Source organism: Rhodothermus profundi, from assembly GCF_900142415.1.
Taxonomy (GTDB): Bacteria; Bacteroidota; Rhodothermia; order Rhodothermales; family Rhodothermaceae; genus Rhodothermus; species Rhodothermus profundi.
The window spans coordinates 171329-186367 of sequence record NZ_FRAU01000002.1 but is presented as its reverse complement, the minus strand read 5'-3'; the positions used below and the strand labels follow the sequence as shown (position 1 = coordinate 186367).

General features: G+C 61.1%; 12 protein-coding genes. 5 read left to right on the top strand and 7 right to left on the bottom strand.

The features are described 5' to 3' along the window. The first annotated feature begins 86 nt into the window (after positions 1-86). Genes BUA15_RS04295 through BUA15_RS04280 form a run of 4 tightly spaced genes read left to right on the top strand, consistent with a single transcriptional unit; the run spans position 87 to position 4305 of the window. On the top strand, positions 87-1442 hold the full coding sequence (locus BUA15_RS04295) for a TolC family protein (protein WP_072714740.1): 1356 nt from the start codon (positions 87-89) through the stop codon (positions 1440-1442). 23 nt (positions 1443-1465) lie between these two features. Next, entirely contained in the window at positions 1466-2827 is a 1362-nt protein-coding gene (locus BUA15_RS04290) for an efflux RND transporter periplasmic adaptor subunit (protein WP_072714739.1), read from the top strand. A gap of 20 nt (positions 2828-2847) precedes the next feature. Next, positions 2848-3594, top strand: coding sequence for an ABC transporter ATP-binding protein (locus BUA15_RS04285; protein ID WP_072714738.1), 747 nt, complete (start codon positions 2848-2850; stop codon positions 3592-3594). Positions 3595-3597: 3 nt separating this feature from the next. Further along, positions 3598-4305 carry an RluA family pseudouridine synthase gene (locus BUA15_RS04280; RefSeq protein ID WP_072714737.1) on the top strand — a complete coding sequence of 236 codons (708 nt, stop codon included), beginning with the start codon at positions 3598-3600 and terminating at the stop codon, positions 4303-4305. Here BUA15_RS04280 and BUA15_RS04275 read toward each other — a convergent pair. The 3 genes from BUA15_RS04275 to atpD form a co-directional block, all read right to left on the bottom strand. Further along, positions 4218-5414, bottom strand: coding sequence for an alanine racemase (locus BUA15_RS04275; protein WP_072714736.1), 1197 nt, complete (start codon positions 5412-5414; stop codon positions 4218-4220). The genes BUA15_RS04280 and BUA15_RS04275 overlap by 88 nt on opposite strands. A gap of 156 nt (positions 5415-5570) precedes the next feature. Next, positions 5571-5999, bottom strand: a complete 429-nt coding sequence (locus tag BUA15_RS04270; protein WP_072714735.1) for a F0F1 ATP synthase subunit epsilon — start codon at positions 5997-5999, stop codon at positions 5571-5573. Positions 6000-6001: 2 nt separating this feature from the next. Then, a complete protein-coding gene (atpD, locus tag BUA15_RS04265) occupies positions 6002-7507 on the bottom strand; it encodes a F0F1 ATP synthase subunit beta (RefSeq protein WP_072714734.1) in 1506 nt (501 codons plus the stop codon). 263 nt (positions 7508-7770) lie between these two features. Between atpD and BUA15_RS04260 the strand changes: the two genes are divergently transcribed. Then, a complete protein-coding gene (locus BUA15_RS04260; protein ID WP_072714733.1) occupies positions 7771-10266 on the top strand; it encodes a M14 family metallopeptidase in 2496 nt (831 codons plus the stop codon). 83 nt (positions 10267-10349) lie between these two features. Here BUA15_RS04260 and BUA15_RS04255 read toward each other — a convergent pair whose 3' ends face one another. The 4 genes from BUA15_RS04255 to nhaA all read right to left on the bottom strand — a co-directional run bounded on the left by BUA15_RS04255 (position 10350) and on the right by nhaA (position 15029). After that, on the bottom strand, positions 10350-12356 hold the full coding sequence (locus BUA15_RS04255) for a monovalent cation:proton antiporter family protein (protein ID WP_072714732.1): 2007 nt from the start codon (positions 12354-12356) through the stop codon (positions 10350-10352). 4 nt (positions 12357-12360) lie between these two features. Continuing rightward, positions 12361-12663 carry a P-II family nitrogen regulator gene (locus BUA15_RS04250; protein WP_072714731.1) on the bottom strand — a complete coding sequence of 101 codons (303 nt, stop codon included), beginning with the start codon at positions 12661-12663 and terminating at the stop codon, positions 12361-12363. A 4-nt stretch (positions 12664-12667) separates the two neighbouring features. Then, positions 12668-13627, bottom strand: a complete 960-nt coding sequence (locus BUA15_RS04245; protein ID WP_072714905.1) for a sodium-dependent bicarbonate transport family permease — start codon at positions 13625-13627, stop codon at positions 12668-12670. A gap of 64 nt (positions 13628-13691) precedes the next feature. Continuing rightward, complete coding sequence (gene nhaA / locus BUA15_RS04240; protein ID WP_072714730.1) at positions 13692-15029, bottom strand: Na+/H+ antiporter NhaA; 1338 nt, start codon at positions 15027-15029, stop codon at positions 13692-13694. Positions 15030-15039: the final 10 nt, after the last annotated feature.

The window sequence follows — 15039 nt, the reverse complement described above, 5'->3', positions numbered from 1 at the left end:
ATCCAGAACAGATCTTTAGCAAAGTGTAACAAACAGCCCTCGAATTCGTCTACAGAGTCATCCGGCGCAATTAACGACGGATAGCCATGCGATCAGGTATGCTTACACGCATCTGCGCTCTGGGCGCGCTCTGGGTAATGTTGGTCACCCCCACCCTCGCCCAGCAGGTCCAGCGAATTACTTTTGAAGAAGCGCTTCGACTGGCCCTGCAACGCAACCCGGCGATTCAACAAGCCGCCAACGAACGCAAACGTAGCGAGATCGGCCTGGCCAGTGCCCGCAGCAACTTTTTGCCAGACCTGAGCCTTTCGATTGGTGCCAGTCGGGACTACGGACGAAACTTTGTGCTGGAAGAAGGCCGGCTGGTCAATCAAATTACCCACTACTTTAGCTCCAGCATTGCAGCCAACCTGAATCTCTTCAACGGATTCCGGGATCTGAACGCCGTCGCCCAGGCGCGCTACCAGGTAGCTGCCAGTGAGTTGAACTTTGTCCGGCAGCGCGAAACCGTGCTGTTCAATGTGATTTCGACCTTCCTGGCGTTGATCGAGGCGCAGGAACAGGTGCGCATTCAGGAAGAGAACCTGGCTGCCCAGCGCGCCCTGCTGGAGCAGATTGAAGCCTTCGTGCAGGTAGGCAGCCGACCTGTTGCCGATCTGTACCAGCAGCAGGCACAGGTAGCAGCCGCCGAGCTGAACTTGATCAACGCCCGACGCAACCAGCAGCTTCAGGAAGCGAATCTGATTCAGCTATTGCAGCTCGATCCGTTCGGCGCCTATGAGTTTGTGATCCCGGAAGTTGATACGCAGGCGTTGGGGCTTCGGGAATATGACGTGCAGGTGCTGTTGCAGGCAGCCCTGGAGCGCCGGTCCGACCTGCAGGCACTTGAGGAGCAGATTCAGGCGGCAGCGTACGGCGTGCGTATTGCCCGGGCTACCTACTGGCCCACGATTTCACTCCGGGCCAGTTATGGTTCCAGCTACACCGATCTGGCTCCTGTAGCCTTCCGCGACCAGTTCTTTGATCGGAACCGGCGCGGCTCAATTGGCCTGAGCTTATCTTTCCCCATCTTTGACCGGTTCACAACACGCCACAACGTCCAGCGGGCACGGATTGAGCTGGAAAATACCCGGTTGCGGCTCCAGCAGCTCCGGCAAGAGATCGCCACGCAAGTGCGCCAGGCGTACCTGGACTATGAAACGGCGCGCCAGCAATACAAAACAGCCCAGGTGCAACTCCAGGCGGCGCGTCAGGCGCTGGAAGCAGCGCAGGAGCGTTACAACGTGGGCTCGGCTACCCTGGTCGAACTGACCCAGGCCCGGGCTACCTATGTGCAGGCCGAATCGGACCTGGTGCGCGCCCGCTATACCCTGGTGTTCCGGCAGAAACTCATCGACTACTACGTGGGCACGCTGGTGCCTGAACTGGACGCGTTGCGATAAGGCAAAACTGAAAGTTGAAACCGATGGCGCTCTCAAAAGCAACCCGCCGATTGTTGATTATGCTGGCCGTTATGCTCGGCCTCCTGGTAGTAATCGGCGTGGGAGGACGTGCCCTGGGACTGTTTAAACAGGAAACTGGTATCGAAGTCGAAGTGGCAAAAGCCACGCGTCGTACCATTACGCAGGTCGTTACGGCCTCCGGACGCGTGCAGCCTGAAGTGGAGGTAACCATCAGTCCCGATGTTTCAGGCGAGATTGTTGAATTGCTGGTGCGCGAAGGAGACCGGGTAGAGCGCGGCCAACTGCTGGCTCGAATTCGACCCGACTTCTACGAAGCGCAGGTGCAGCAAGCCGAAGCTGGCGTAGCGCAGGCGCGTGCTACGCTCAAGCAGCGCGAGGCCGATCTGATCCGCGCCGAAGCTGAGTTTAAGCGACAGCAGGCCCTTTATGAAAAACAGGCCATTTCCGCCAGCGACTTCGAAGCAGCCCGCACGCAGTATGAGGTGGCCAAGGCAGCCCTGGAAGCAGCCCGCTACGCTGTGGAAAGCGCAGAAGCCCGGCTCCGGGAAGCTCGCGAACAACTGGCCAAAACCATGATCTACGCGCCCATGAGCGGCATCGTCAGTAAGCTGGACGTAGAGCTGGGCGAACGCGTAGTCGGCACCAGCCAGATGGCCGGCACCGAAATGATGCGTATTGCGCGGCTGGACCAGATGGAGCTGGAGGTGGAGGTGAATGAAAACGATGTGGTGAACGTTTCGGTCGGCGACACGGCTACCATCCATATCGATGCCTATCCGGAGCGCACCTTCCGCGGCGTGGTCACCGAAATTGCCAATTCGGCCCGCATAGCCAACATGGGCACGCAGGAGCAGGTCACCAACTTCCCGGTGAAAGTCCGCATTCTGGGTACGGTTGCCCTGCCCGAGGCAGGTCCCTCGGTCGTTGCGCGGGCTGAAGAAGTGCCAGCCCCTGCCGAGCTGCTCCCGCCGCTGCGTCCCGGCATGAGCGGTACTGTAGACATCTACACAAAAACCGTTTTCAATGCCGTTGCCGTCCCCATTCAGGCCGTTACGGTACGCGATTTCAATCGCGTGCGTCCCGAGGGCGAAACAGCCCCCGCCGATACGGCCAGCAATCCGCTGGCCCTCCAGGAAGACCTGCGCAAGGTTGTCTTTATTGTGGAAGACGGTAAAGCCCGCATGGTCGAAGTGCAGACGGGCATCTCCGATGATACGCATATTGAAATCGTCTCAGGCCTGCAGGGCGGCGAAACGGTAATCATCGGTCCTTATCGGGCCGTCAGCCAGACCCTGCGGCCTGGCATGCCGGTGCGCATCCAGCAGCCCCGACTCGGCCGGCGCATCATGGCAACAGTACAATAAGCCAACCCGAACGGTGAACCATGGCGGCAATAACCGATAACCGGCGCCCGCTCATTCAACTGCGCGACGTGACCAAGATCTATCAAATGGGCACCCAGCAGGTGCGGGCGCTTGACGGCGTGTCGCTGGACGTGTACCCGAACGAGTACGTGGCCATCATGGGACCTTCCGGCTCCGGAAAATCCACGCTGATGAACATCATCGGCTGTCTCGATACGCCCACCAGCGGCACCTACTACCTGAACGGCCGCGATGTGAGCCGGCTTTCGGACGACGAGCTGGCCCGCATTCGCAACAAAGAAGTGGGCTTCGTCTTTCAAACGTTCAACCTGCTTCCCCGCGTCAATTGCCTGCAGAACGTCGAGCTACCGCTTATTTACGCCGGCGTGCGCAAAAGCCAGCGGCGCGCCCTGGCCGAGGCCGCGTTGCGAAGCGTCGGGCTGGGCGACCGCATGCATCACAAACCCAACGAGCTCTCTGGCGGCCAACGCCAACGCGTGGCTATCGCTCGGGCGCTGGTCAATAATCCTTCCATAATTCTGGCCGACGAACCCACCGGCAATCTGGACACAAAAACCGGTGAGGAAATCATGCGGCTCTTCGAGCTGCTCTACCGCCAGGGCCACACGCTGCTGGTGGTCACGCATGAACATGACATTGCCCACCACGCCCGCCGCATCATCCATTTGCGCGATGGCCGAATTGAACGCGACGAGCCGGTAGCCCAACCGCTCCTGGCGGATCTAGACCTGAACGCAACCGTCTGACCAATGGAATTACCCATTCTCTACGAAGACACGGACCTGCTCGCCATCCACAAACCCGAAGGGCTGGCTGCTATTCCCGAACGCGATCCGTCTCGCCCTTCGGCGCGGCGGCTGCTCGAAGAAGCGCGCGGCGAACGCCTCTGGGTGGTCCATCGACTGGACAAAGAGGCCTCGGGCGTGTTGCTGTTCGCCCGTAACGCCGAAGCCCATCGCTACTTGAACACGCTTTTTGAGCGCCGACAGGTGACCAAGCGGTACCGGGCACTGGTGCATGGACAGGTCTCGCCGGCGCAGGGACAGATTCAGGCGCCAATCCGACTGTACGGCTCGGGCCGCATGGGGGTCGATCCGGAGCGCGGCAAACCCAGCGAGACGCGCTATCGAGTGCTGGAACACCTGGGAGATGCCTATACGCTGCTCGAAGCCCTACCGCTGACAGGCCGCCGGCATCAGATCCGGGTGCATCTCTACCACATCGGCCATCCTATCGTCGGAGATCTTCGCTATGGCGACCGGTCGATGCAGCAACACTACCCCCGCCTCATGCTGCACGCGCTCAGCCTCCGCTTTCGCCATCCGGCTGGACAGGAACTGGAAATCGTGGCGCCTGTGCCCGAAAGTTTTCAGCAGGTGCTTGCAACGCTCCGAGCCACCGAAGACGCTTCCGCCACCGCCCACTCGGCGACCACTTCGTCGCCCTCCACCACATAAAATCGACGCAAGAGCGGCGCTACCAGACAGGCATGATTGGGCACGATCTGGACGCGATCTCCAATTTGCAACGTGGTGCCGCCCCGCACGTGCATCCAGCCATGCTCCTCCGAAAGACGCGCTATGCGCGCGTGCGGCAGCGGCGTCCGGCTGGCCGGACGGTAAAGCGGTAGCCCGTAGCCCTGCGTGCCGTATCCCTGATCGGTGGAAAGGGCCTTCTTACCGGCATCCAGAAAGACCCACCAGCCTCCGCGACCGTCTGGTTTGCGACTGACGACCCGGGCCAGCACGGTCAGCGCGCAGTCGTCCAGCGTGCAACTGCCCAGCGCCACCTGCATGGCATCGTGAAAAACGTAGTTGCCGGGCCGCATTTCGGTAATCCGAAATCCCTGCTCCGTCCGATTCGTAAAGTAGTGAGCGGTGGGCGTAGATCCCACGCTGAGTTCAAGCTGACCAGGCGTAGCCAGACCGGCCTGATGCAGCACGACCGCTGCGGCCAGAAGCCGGTCGCGCTCTTCAGCAGCCACCCGGCGCAATGCGTCTATCGGAGACTCTCCAGATTGAGGCCCATGATACGCCTGGCCCGCATGGGTGAGCAGGCCGATCAGCCGCAGCCCTGGACTTTCCTGAATCAGCCGAGCGCACGCTACCAGATGCCGAGCGTCATCCCAGCGCACCCCTGTGCGTCCAAAACCGGTATCCACTTCCAGCAACACCCTGGCCTGGCGGCCACGTTCCGCAAAAAAAGCCGAAGCTTCTCGGATCGCTTCCGGCGTGTCGAGACAGAAAGAAAGACGGGCGCGCTCCATTAGCGGGAGCAGGCGCTCGTAGCGATCGGCGCCAACGGTGGGATAGGCCAGCCGCACCTCCGTAAAACCGGCCGCCACAAAAGCCTCCGCTTCATCAACGGTGGCCACGGTGATGCCGACCGCCCCTACTTCCTGCTGCAGACGCGCCAGATCTGGCGATTTGTGCGTTTTAACATGGGGGCGCAGCGCCACCCCTTCCTGCGCAGCCCGCTGTTGCATGGCGCGCAGGTTCTTTAGCAGACGCGTCCGGTCGATCAGGGCAGCCGGCGTAGGTAATTGTTCTAAAAAACGGCTTCCCATGCTTTGGCTGCGGCTTTTCGGGGAGTGCTGACAGATCCAAACAGGTGCCGCCACCAGGGGCTTTCTGTCGACAAGATAGCAGCAATCCACCGACAGGCACAACCCTACGCCTGAGCTGCCACCCTTTTCAACCCACTTCAGACGCGTCAGCCAGATTCAGGGGCGAATGCGCTGGCCCACCTGCCCCATCGCCACGCGCAGTCGGTTGCGGGCCCGCTCCAGCGCCGCTTCCGCCTCGGCGCGTTCTTCCGGGGTCTGGGCCTTCTGGAGGCGCTCCAGCGCTCGTTGCTCCGCTGCCCGCGCCCGCTCTACGTCAATTTCAGAAGCAGGTTCAGCGGTCTCGGCCAGGATCGTTACTGTGTTGCCCAGCACTTCCACAAAGCCGCCGCTTGTTGCGAATGTGATCCGCTCACCTGCCGGCGTTGTCACAAAAAGGGGGCCCACCGTAATGGCAGCCACCATCGGTGCGTGATTGTAACGCACCTCAAATGACCCCTCCACGCCGGGCGCGCGCACGCTGAGCGCCTCACCGCGAAAGACGCGCCGGTCGGGCGCCACAATTTCTACAAAGAGCGTCCGTGCCATAATCAGGCCTCGGCTTCTTTGAGCATCTGTTCGCCCGCTTCGATCACCTCTTCGATCGTGCCACGCAGCAGGAAGGCACGCTCAGGCAGATGGTCCAGCTCACCGTCCAGAATCATACGGAAGCCCCGGACGGTGTCCTCAATCTTGACATACTTGCCCGGAATGCCCGTAAACTGTTCGGCCACGAAGAAGGGCTGACTCAGGAAGCGCTGCACGCGCCGGGCCCGGTGCACCACGAGTTTATCCTCTTCGGAGAGCTCATCCATCCCCAGGATGGCAATGATGTCTTGCAGTTCCTTGTAGCGCTGCAGGATTTGCTTGACTTCCTGGGCCACCCGGTAGTGTTCTTCGCCCACGATGTTTGGATCCAGGATGCGGCTGGTAGACTCCAGCGGATCGACGGCCGGGTAGATCCCCTGGGCCGCCAGTTGGCGGCTGAGCACCGTCGTCGCATCCAGGTGGGCAAAGGTAGTGGCCGGTGCCGGGTCGGTCAGGTCGTCGGCCGGCACATAGATCGCCTGGAAGGAAGTGATCGCGCCGTGCTTGGTGGAGGTGATGCGTTCCTGCAACTCACCCATTTCCGTAGCCAGCGTGGGCTGGTATCCTACGGCCGAAGGCATCCGCCCCAGCAGCGCCGATACCTCCGAGCCTGCCTGCGTGAAACGGAAAATATTGTCAATGAAGAGCAGCACGTCACGTCCTCCCAGATCCCGGAAGTATTCGGCAATGGCCAGGCCGGTCAGCGCCACGCGCGCGCGGGCGCCCGGCGGCTCGTTCATCTGCCCGAAGACCAGCGTGGCCTGACTGTTCTTCAGTTCCTCAAAATCCACTTTCGACAGATCCCAGCCGCCCTCCTCCATGGACTTGAGGAACTCTTCGCCGTAGCGGATGACTTTGCTTTCGAGCATCTCGCGGAGCAGGTCGTTCCCTTCACGCGTACGCTCCCCTACACCGGCAAAGACCGAAAGCCCCTCGTGCGCCTTGGCAATGTTGTTGATCAGCTCCATGATGAGCACCGTCTTGCCCACGCCGGCGCCACCGAAGAGCCCAACCTTCCCTCCGCGCATGACCGGTTGGATCAGGTCGATCACCTTGATGCCCGTCTCCAGCATCTCAATCCGGGTGGCCAGTTCCTCAAAGGGCGGCGCAGGCGCATGAATGGGCCGATACCCTTCGGCCTTAGGCTGGGGCAAACCATCGATGGCCTGGCCCACCACGTTGAAGAGCCGCCCGCGAATTTCCGGACCAATAGGCACCGAAATCGGACGGTCCAGGTTGCGCACCGGTGTGCCCCGCGTCAACCCGTCGGTCGAGTCCATGGCAATAGCTCGCACCCGGTTTTCTCCCAGGTGCTGCTCCACTTCCAGCACCAGCTCACTGCCGTCCTCGCGCTCAATAATCAGCGCGTCATAAATTTCCGGAAGCTGCCCTTCGGGAAACTCAACATCTACCACCGGGCCGATGATCTGAACCACCCGGCCGACCGCCTGATCCGTTTTGATTTCCATGCCGAATGCTCGTTTCGTTTGCCTGTTGTGCGCTTCCTGAAAGCGGGAAGTAACCGACTATAGACACCCTGCAAAGATAATGCTTTCTGCAACGCATGTAGCCGTGCAACGGTCAAAACTACTGGATTGATCTCAAAGAATCCGGGAAATTTGGCAAGAACAAGGCGGTTACCCTGTTCACGGCTGTTGCACAACGACGTTGCACACAAAGATGCCGTTTTTTTACCTTGCCGCGTGGCAACCCAACAGTCGTCTGAAAAAATATGGGCAGGTTTCGTCTTGCTTGCTGGACCGGCCTGCTACTGGCCGCTCCCCTGACTGCGCAGCCGTTGCTGTCGCCTGAGGCCTTCCTGGGCTATCCGCTGGGCACGCGTTTTACGCCGCATCACCGCGTAGTCGCCTATTTTGAATACGTAGCGCGCACCTCTCCCCGCGTGCAACTGGTTCAGTATGGCGAAACGTACGAAGGCCGGCCGTTGCTCCTTGCCATTATCTCGTCGCCCGAAAACCTGGCGCGTATCGAAGCGCTTCGCACCGACAATCTTCGCCGAGCGGGTCGTCTGCCCGGCACGCCCTCCCCCGACGGACCGGTGTTCGTATGGCTCAGCTACAATGTGCATGGCAACGAGGCCGTCAGCACCGAAGCTGCCTTGTTGACTCTTTACACGCTGGCCCACCCCGATAGTCAGCGCACCGGCGCCTGGCTCGAGCAAGCGGTCGTGCTCCTCGATCCCTGCCTGAATCCCGACGGACGCGAACGCTACGTGCAGTGGTACCATCGCATGCTCGGAGCACGGCCTAACCCCGATCCGCTGGCCCGAGAACACCACGAACCCTGGCCCGGCGGCCGCACCAACCACTACTACTTCGACCTGAACCGCGACTGGGCCTGGGGCACGCAGCAGGAAACCCGAGCCCGCCTGGCCATCTACCAGCAGTGGATGCCGCAGATTCATGTGGACTTCCACGAGCAAAGCGTGGATGAACCTTACTACTTTGCCCCCGCTGCCCGCCCCATTCATCCCCTGATCACCGACTGGCAACGCGCGCTTCAGGACTCTATCGGCCGCAACCATGCTCGCTATTTCGACGCCGATGGCCGACTGTACTTCACACGCGAGGTGTTTGACCTGTTCTATCCCGGATACGGCGATACCTGGCCCACCTTCAACGGTGCCATTGGCATGACCTACGAGCAAGGGGGAGGAGGCCGCGCCGGTCTGGCCATCCAGACTGGCGAAGGCGATACGCTCACCCTAGCCCAGCGCATCCGAAATCATTACACTACAGGCCTTTCAACCATCGAAGCAGCCGTCCGACACCGCCGCACGTTGCTGACCCAGTTTGCACGCTACTTTGCCCGCGCGCAAACGCAACCCGCCGGACGCTACCAGGCCTTCCTCATTCGAAACAGCACGTATCCTGATCGCCTGGCTGCCCTGACTGCCCTGCTCGAGCAACAGGGCATCCGCTACGGCACGCTCACGCGCGCGCGCACGGTCGAAGGCATCGACTATTCAACCGGCACCCGCCGACGCATCGAAGCGCGCCCTGGCGACCTGGTGGTGAGCGCCTATCAGCCAGCCGGCGTACTGGCGCAGGTGCTGTTCGACCCCACTCCGGTGCTCCCTGATTCGCTCACCTATGATATTACAAGCTGGGCACTTCCTTACGCGTTCGGACTGGAAGCCTATGCCCTGACCGAACGCCTGGAACCGGACCAGGAAGGATGGCAACGACCGGCTCTCTCGCCACCCTCCTCCCGCCCCTACGCTTACCTGGTACGCTGGGGAGGGCTTGATGCGGCTCGCTTCCTGGCAGAGGTGCTTCAACGAGGCGTCCGCGTCCGAATGGCCGAAGAACCACTGCGCCTGAATGGCCAGCGCTTTGAAGCCGGCACGTTGATCCTTACCCGTGCCGACAACGAGCACCTGGGCGCACGCTTCGATCCGATTGTACGCCGAGCAGCACGCCGGTGGCACCAACCACTCTACTCCACCTCCACTGGTTTCGTTGAGGAAGGCCCTGATCTGGGTTCATCCCGCGTGCGGTTTCTTCGCAAACCCCATGTTTATCTGCTGGCCGGGCCACCTACCTCTGCCTATGCCACCGGAGCCATCTGGCACTTTTTCGATCAGGTGCTGCACTATCCGGTTACGCTGATCGAGCGCGATGAACTGAATGAACTGCTGCTTGAAGCTGGCGATGTGCTGATTCTACCGCACGGCGTTTACCGCAGCAGCGAATGGCCTATCGAAGCCCTTCTGGAAGGCGTGCGGCGCGGTGCCCGGCTGATTGCCCTGGAAGGAGCGCTTAACCTGCTAACTGGCCAGCAAGGAGTACATCTCAAACAACGACAGGCCAAAGGGGATCAGCAGGAGCGTACCGGACCGCGCCGCTACGGAGACCGCGAACGGGAAGCGATCAGCGACCGCGTACCAGGAGCCATCTATCGCGTGCAGCTTGACCCCACGCATCCCCTGGCCTTTGGCCTACCGCGCTACTTTACGCTGAAACGCAGCACGCGAGCCTACGAGCTATTGAAAGACGGGTGGAACGTTGCCTGGCTCGACGAGGGCCGGCCGCGCAGCGGGTTTGCGGGCTACCGAACCTTTGACCGCCTCCGAGAAACGCTGGTTGTAGGAACGCAGCGCCTGGGCCGCGGCACGCTCGTCTTTTTCGTGGACGACCCGCTCTTCCGGGGATTCTGGCATGCTGGCCAGGTACTGTTTGCAAACGCCGTATTCTTCGGGGAATAGCCCACGTACCGGCACGATCGCCGGCGCCCTCTGCAAAACCACCGGCCTGACAAACCCGAACGCGGCGCCACCGAGCGGTCCGCTCAGGCCGTCTCAGGCGCCGGACGGGGCGGACGAAACAGCTCGGCACAGCGAGCAAACTGATCGGCCAGACCGATCAGCACAAGCCGATCACCGGGTTCAATGCGGAAGTCGCCGGCCGGACTGCCGATGGTGCGGCTGCCCCGCCGCACTGCCAGCACGGTCAGTCCGTAGCGCTGGCGCAGATTTAACTCGGCCAACGTTTTGCCCGCCACTGGCGCTCCTTCACGCACCACCACAGCGCGCGTATGCAATCCTTCTTCGTCAAGCCCTTGCAGCACCATTAAATGGGCTTCTTGAATACTGCCCCGAAAGATCCGATAGTCTCCCGAGCGAATGGCGGCGACCTGCCGTTCAATCTCATCTTCCGGGACAAAGTAAGCCTGCAATACCTGCGTAAAAATGCGCACCGATGTCTCCAGCTCCTCAGGCACCACGATGTCAGCGCCTGCCTGTTGCAACGCTTCTACATCCCGCAAAAAGCGCGTGCGCACAATGATCTGCAGCGTTGGATTCAGAAACCGTGCAAGTTCCACGATGCGCCGCGTGGCGGCCTCATCGTTGATCGCTACGACGCACACCTTGGCCTGCTCAATAGCGGCATGCTCCAGAATATGCCGGCGACTGGCATCTCCGTACAGGATAGGAAGACCTTCCTGGCGGGCTGTTCGGACCGTGTGGGGATTCAACTCAATCACAATAAATGGAATGCCTGTCTCGCGAAGCACCCGTACCAGGCGCTGCCCGGCTGGTCCGTACCCTACCACAACGACATGGTCTTCCAGCGCCGTCGTTGCATGCGAGGCTGCAGGCGCTGCCGCATCTCGCTGAAGCAGACGCGCGTTCAGGTGCCGTCCAAGCGCTATCAGCAACGGGGTGATAGCCATAAGCAGTACGGTTGCGGCCAGCAACCCCTGCGTGCCTGCTTCGCCCATGCCGGCCGGCGTCAGGCCTACGTCGCGTCCGGCCTGCGCCAGCACGAACGAAAACTCTCCAATCTGCGCCAGCATCAGTCCAAGCGCCAGGGCTACACGGATCGGATACCCCAGCAACCGGGCGGCAGCGGCAGTGGCGGCTACCTTAATCAGCAGGACACCGAGCACAATGCCGGCTACCAGCCCGGGCTGCGCCAGCACAAACGACACGTCCAGCAGCAACCCCACCGACACAAAGAACACCGCATTAAACAGCGCCTTCAGCGGCAGAATTTCACTCAAGGCATACTCGCTGTACGCACTTTCGCTGACCACCAACCCGGCCAGAAAAGCCCCCAGCGCCAGGCTGACCCCGAACAGGCTGGTTACCCAGGCCGTGCCAAAGCAAATAGCGACGACGGTCAGTAAGAACAGCTCGTGGCGTCGCGTGCGGGCAATGCGTTCCAGCAGCCCGGGAACAATCCGACGCGCCAGCACCAGCACGCCGCCTACCACCAGCAACGCCTCCCCCAGCGCACGCAGCGTACCAGACGCAGAGCCATATTCCCCTCCCAGCACGGGCACCAGCAACACCATGGCCACAATCGCCAGATCCTGAAAGATGAGCATCGCCACCGCTAACCGTCCTACCACCGTATCCGTCTCCTGCCGGTCGCTGAGCACGCTCAGCACAATAGCCGTGCTGCTGAGCGCCACCAGAAAGCCTGTAAAGAGGGCCAGCCGCACCTCAACCCCCACCGCCAGAGCCAGGCCCAGCACAATAAGCGTCGTGAGCCCTACCTGCAACCCGCCTCCCAGCAACAATTCGCGCCAGATGCGCCGAAGCTGATCCAGCCTGAACTCAATGCCAATTGTGAAGAGCAGCAGAATGACTCCGATTTCAGCCGTGCTCTGAATGAGCGTTTCGTTACGCACCAGTCCAAGCACCCCCGGACCAATCAGCACACCGGCCAGGAGAAACCCCACAATCGGAACCAACCGGATCTGATAGCACAGGTAAGCGATAAGGACGCTCGTCACCACGAGCGCCACCAGCTCTCCCAGAAAAGGCAATCCAATCCCGGCCAGCAGCATGCACTCAGACGTATTTGTCGCCCCGCACCACCTCGACGGGCTGCGCGTAAACAATCACGGCATAATGTTGAAAATAATGTTCGGCCACATGCTCAATAATTCGCTCCGCTACCTCCGGACTGACAATGGTTTCAATCTTTACGTTGTGTCCTTCCCATTCGCTGGCCCGCACGCCGCGTGAGCCCTCACCTGACACATCGGTCAGCGTATAGCCCCGAGCCCCCAGCTCTTTCAACGTGCGCAGCAGCCGTTCCTGCAGCACGCGCTCGGCTACTATCGTCACGAGCTTGAGCGTTACGGTTGGCATGGAACTATCCTTCTATCCATTGGGCTAAGGCAAAATACAGTGGAATTCCCAGCGTCAGGTTAAACGGGAAGGTAATGCCCAGCGAGGCCGTCAGGTAATACGATGGGTTGGCTTCGGGCAGGGAGATGCGCACGGCTGCCGGCGCTGCAATGTAGGACGCACTGGCTACCATCGCCCCCAGTACAGCGCGGCCGCCTACCGACAGCCCAGCCCAGGATCCCAGCACAACCGCCAGCGAGCCGTGCAGCAGCGGCATCACAATGCCAAACCCGACCAGAAACGCTCCCGCCTTCTTGAGATCGCGCAGCCGTCGCGCAGCCACCAGTCCCATTTCAAGCAGAAAGAGCGTGAGCGCTCCTTTGAAGCCACTCACAAAGAACGGTGCCACCTGCTGGAGCCCTTCCATGCCTGAAAGATACCCGATGATCAAGCCCCCTACCAGTAGCACGATGCTGCGCCCGGCCAGCACTTCGTGCAGTCCTTCACGCCAGGATCCGTGATGGTTGCTGCGCATGAAGGCGATCATAAGCGCAACCACAATAGCCGGCACCTCAAGCATGGCTACCAGCGCCGGCATAAATCCTTCAATTGAATGCCCCTGCACCTGTCCAAACGCCTGCGCCGCAATAAACGTTACTGCCGACACCGAGCCGTAGTGGGCTGCAATAGCCGCCGCGTTGACGCGGTCCATACGCCCCAGCTTGCGCAGCACCACATACGAGGTGATCGGCGTCACAACGCCCAGCAGCAACGTTACCAGCGCCGGCCCTACTACGGCTGACCACGGCGTATGGCTCAGCTCGGCCCCTCCTTTGAGCCCAATGGCCAGCAGCAGATAAATCGACAGCGCCTGGTACAGGGGTTCGGGAAACGAAAGATCGCTGCGAATGAGCTGCGCTACAATGCCCAGCACAAACGCCAGTACAATAGGCGAAAGCAGGTTGGTCAGCAGCACGTCCAGCATGGCACGGCTCCGGCTGGTCTGCAAAAAAAGCCGGCCGGCCAACGGGGGGCGCCTTGCTCATGTTTCATGCGGAAAGAGCTTTTGCCTGATGAATTTTTCGTGCCCGCGCCAGAAAGACCCAGCCTAATAGCCCGGCCAACAACGAGGCGCTCAGGATGCCTACCTTGGCTTGATCCAGCAACAAGGGATCGGGGAAAGCCAACCCGGCAATAAACAGGGCCATGGTAAACCCAATCCCACACAGGCATCCCACACCCAGCAACTGCCCCCAGGTAACTCCTGCCGGCAGCTCAGCCAGCCGTAACCGCACCGCCAGCCAGGCAGTCAGCAGCACGCCGATGGGCTTGCCCACCAACAGGCCCAGTACAACGCCCAGCGTAACAGAGTGCGTCAGGCTGAGCCCACTGTCGCCGCCCAGCGCCACGCCTGCATTGGCCAGCGCAAATACCGGCATAACGAAATACGCCACCAGCCCATGCAATCCATGCTCCATGCGGGTCAGGGGGGCTTCGACGTGCTCACAGGCCTGCTGCAACGAGTAAACCGCATCCCGCTGATCTTCGCTGAGCAGGCGCCCGGTGCCTGGACTTTTTCGGAACACCTCCAGTAGCGTCTGCGCCTGGGTCAGAAAAGCTTCGCCATCAATCTTGCGGCGCGCGGGAATCGTCAGCGCCAGCAGCACGCCAGCCACCGTAGCATGCACGCCCGACTTGAGCACCGCCAGCCAGAGCACAACGCCCAGCACGCCATAGATCCAGAGCTGCCGCACGCCCAGCAGGTTGCACGCCCAGAGCAATCCCCAGACAACGGCGGCAGCCAGCAGTGCTCCCATGGATAGCTCCGCCGTATAAAACACAGCAATGACCAGCACGGCCCCCAGATCATCCACGATGGCGAGCGCTGCCAGAAACACCCGCAATCCTACCGGCAACCCCCGGCCCAGAAGCGCCAGCACGCCCAGCGCAAAGGCAATGTCGGTTGCCATGGGAATCCCCCATCCCCGCTCCCCTACACCGCCTGCGTTCAGCGTCAGGTATAGCAGAGCCGGCACCACCATCCCTCCAATTGCTCCGGCAATGGCCAGCCCGGCCTTTCGGGGCGACGACAACTCCCCGACCAGCAGCTCCCGCTTGATCTCCAACCCCACCAGCAGGAAAAACAGCACCATCAGGCCATCATTAATCCAGTGCAACAGGGATTTGGAGAGCGCCGCCCCTTCTGGACCAATCGTCAGCTTGGTCTCCCAGAGCGCCTGGTAGGTCGCGCCCCAGGGAGAGTTGGCCCAGGCCAGCGCCACAACAGCGCACAGCAGCAACAACATGCCACTGGCCGCTTCTGTGTGAAAAAATTCCTGAAACGGCCGAATCAGGCGATCGGTGATGCTGGAACTACGATGCCGCATGTTTCCTGGT

Bases quoted from the DNA above. Each gene is read 5' to 3' on its own strand.
- BUA15_RS04290 (WP_072714739.1), top strand. From the start codon at position 1,466: ATGGCGCTCTCAAAAGCAACCCGCCGATTGTTGATTATGCTGGCCGTT.
- BUA15_RS04270 (WP_072714735.1), bottom strand. From the start codon at position 5,999: ATGGCACGGACGCTCTTTGTAGAAATTGTGGCGCCCGACCGGCGCGTC.
- atpD (WP_072714734.1), bottom strand. From the start codon at position 7,507: ATGGAAATCAAAACGGATCAGGCGGTCGGCCGGGTGGTTCAGATCATC.
- BUA15_RS04275 (WP_072714736.1), bottom strand. From the start codon at position 5,414: ATGGGAAGCCGTTTTTTAGAACAATTACCTACGCCGGCTGCCCTGATC.
- BUA15_RS04250 (WP_072714731.1), bottom strand. From the start codon at position 12,663: ATGCCAACCGTAACGCTCAAGCTCGTGACGATAGTAGCCGAGCGCGTG.
- nhaA (WP_072714730.1), bottom strand. From the start codon at position 15,029: ATGCGGCATCGTAGTTCCAGCATCACCGATCGCCTGATTCGGCCGTTT.
- BUA15_RS04255 (WP_072714732.1), bottom strand. From the start codon at position 12,356: ATGCTGCTGGCCGGGATTGGATTGCCTTTTCTGGGAGAGCTGGTGGCG.
- BUA15_RS04260 (WP_072714733.1), top strand. From the start codon at position 7,771: ATGGGCAGGTTTCGTCTTGCTTGCTGGACCGGCCTGCTACTGGCCGCT.
- BUA15_RS04285 (WP_072714738.1), top strand. From the start codon at position 2,848: ATGGCGGCAATAACCGATAACCGGCGCCCGCTCATTCAACTGCGCGAC.
- BUA15_RS04245 (WP_072714905.1), bottom strand. From the start codon at position 13,627: ATGCTGGACGTGCTGCTGACCAACCTGCTTTCGCCTATTGTACTGGCG.
- BUA15_RS04280 (WP_072714737.1), top strand. From the start codon at position 3,598: ATGGAATTACCCATTCTCTACGAAGACACGGACCTGCTCGCCATCCAC.
- BUA15_RS04295 (WP_072714740.1), top strand. From the start codon at position 87: ATGCGATCAGGTATGCTTACACGCATCTGCGCTCTGGGCGCGCTCTGG.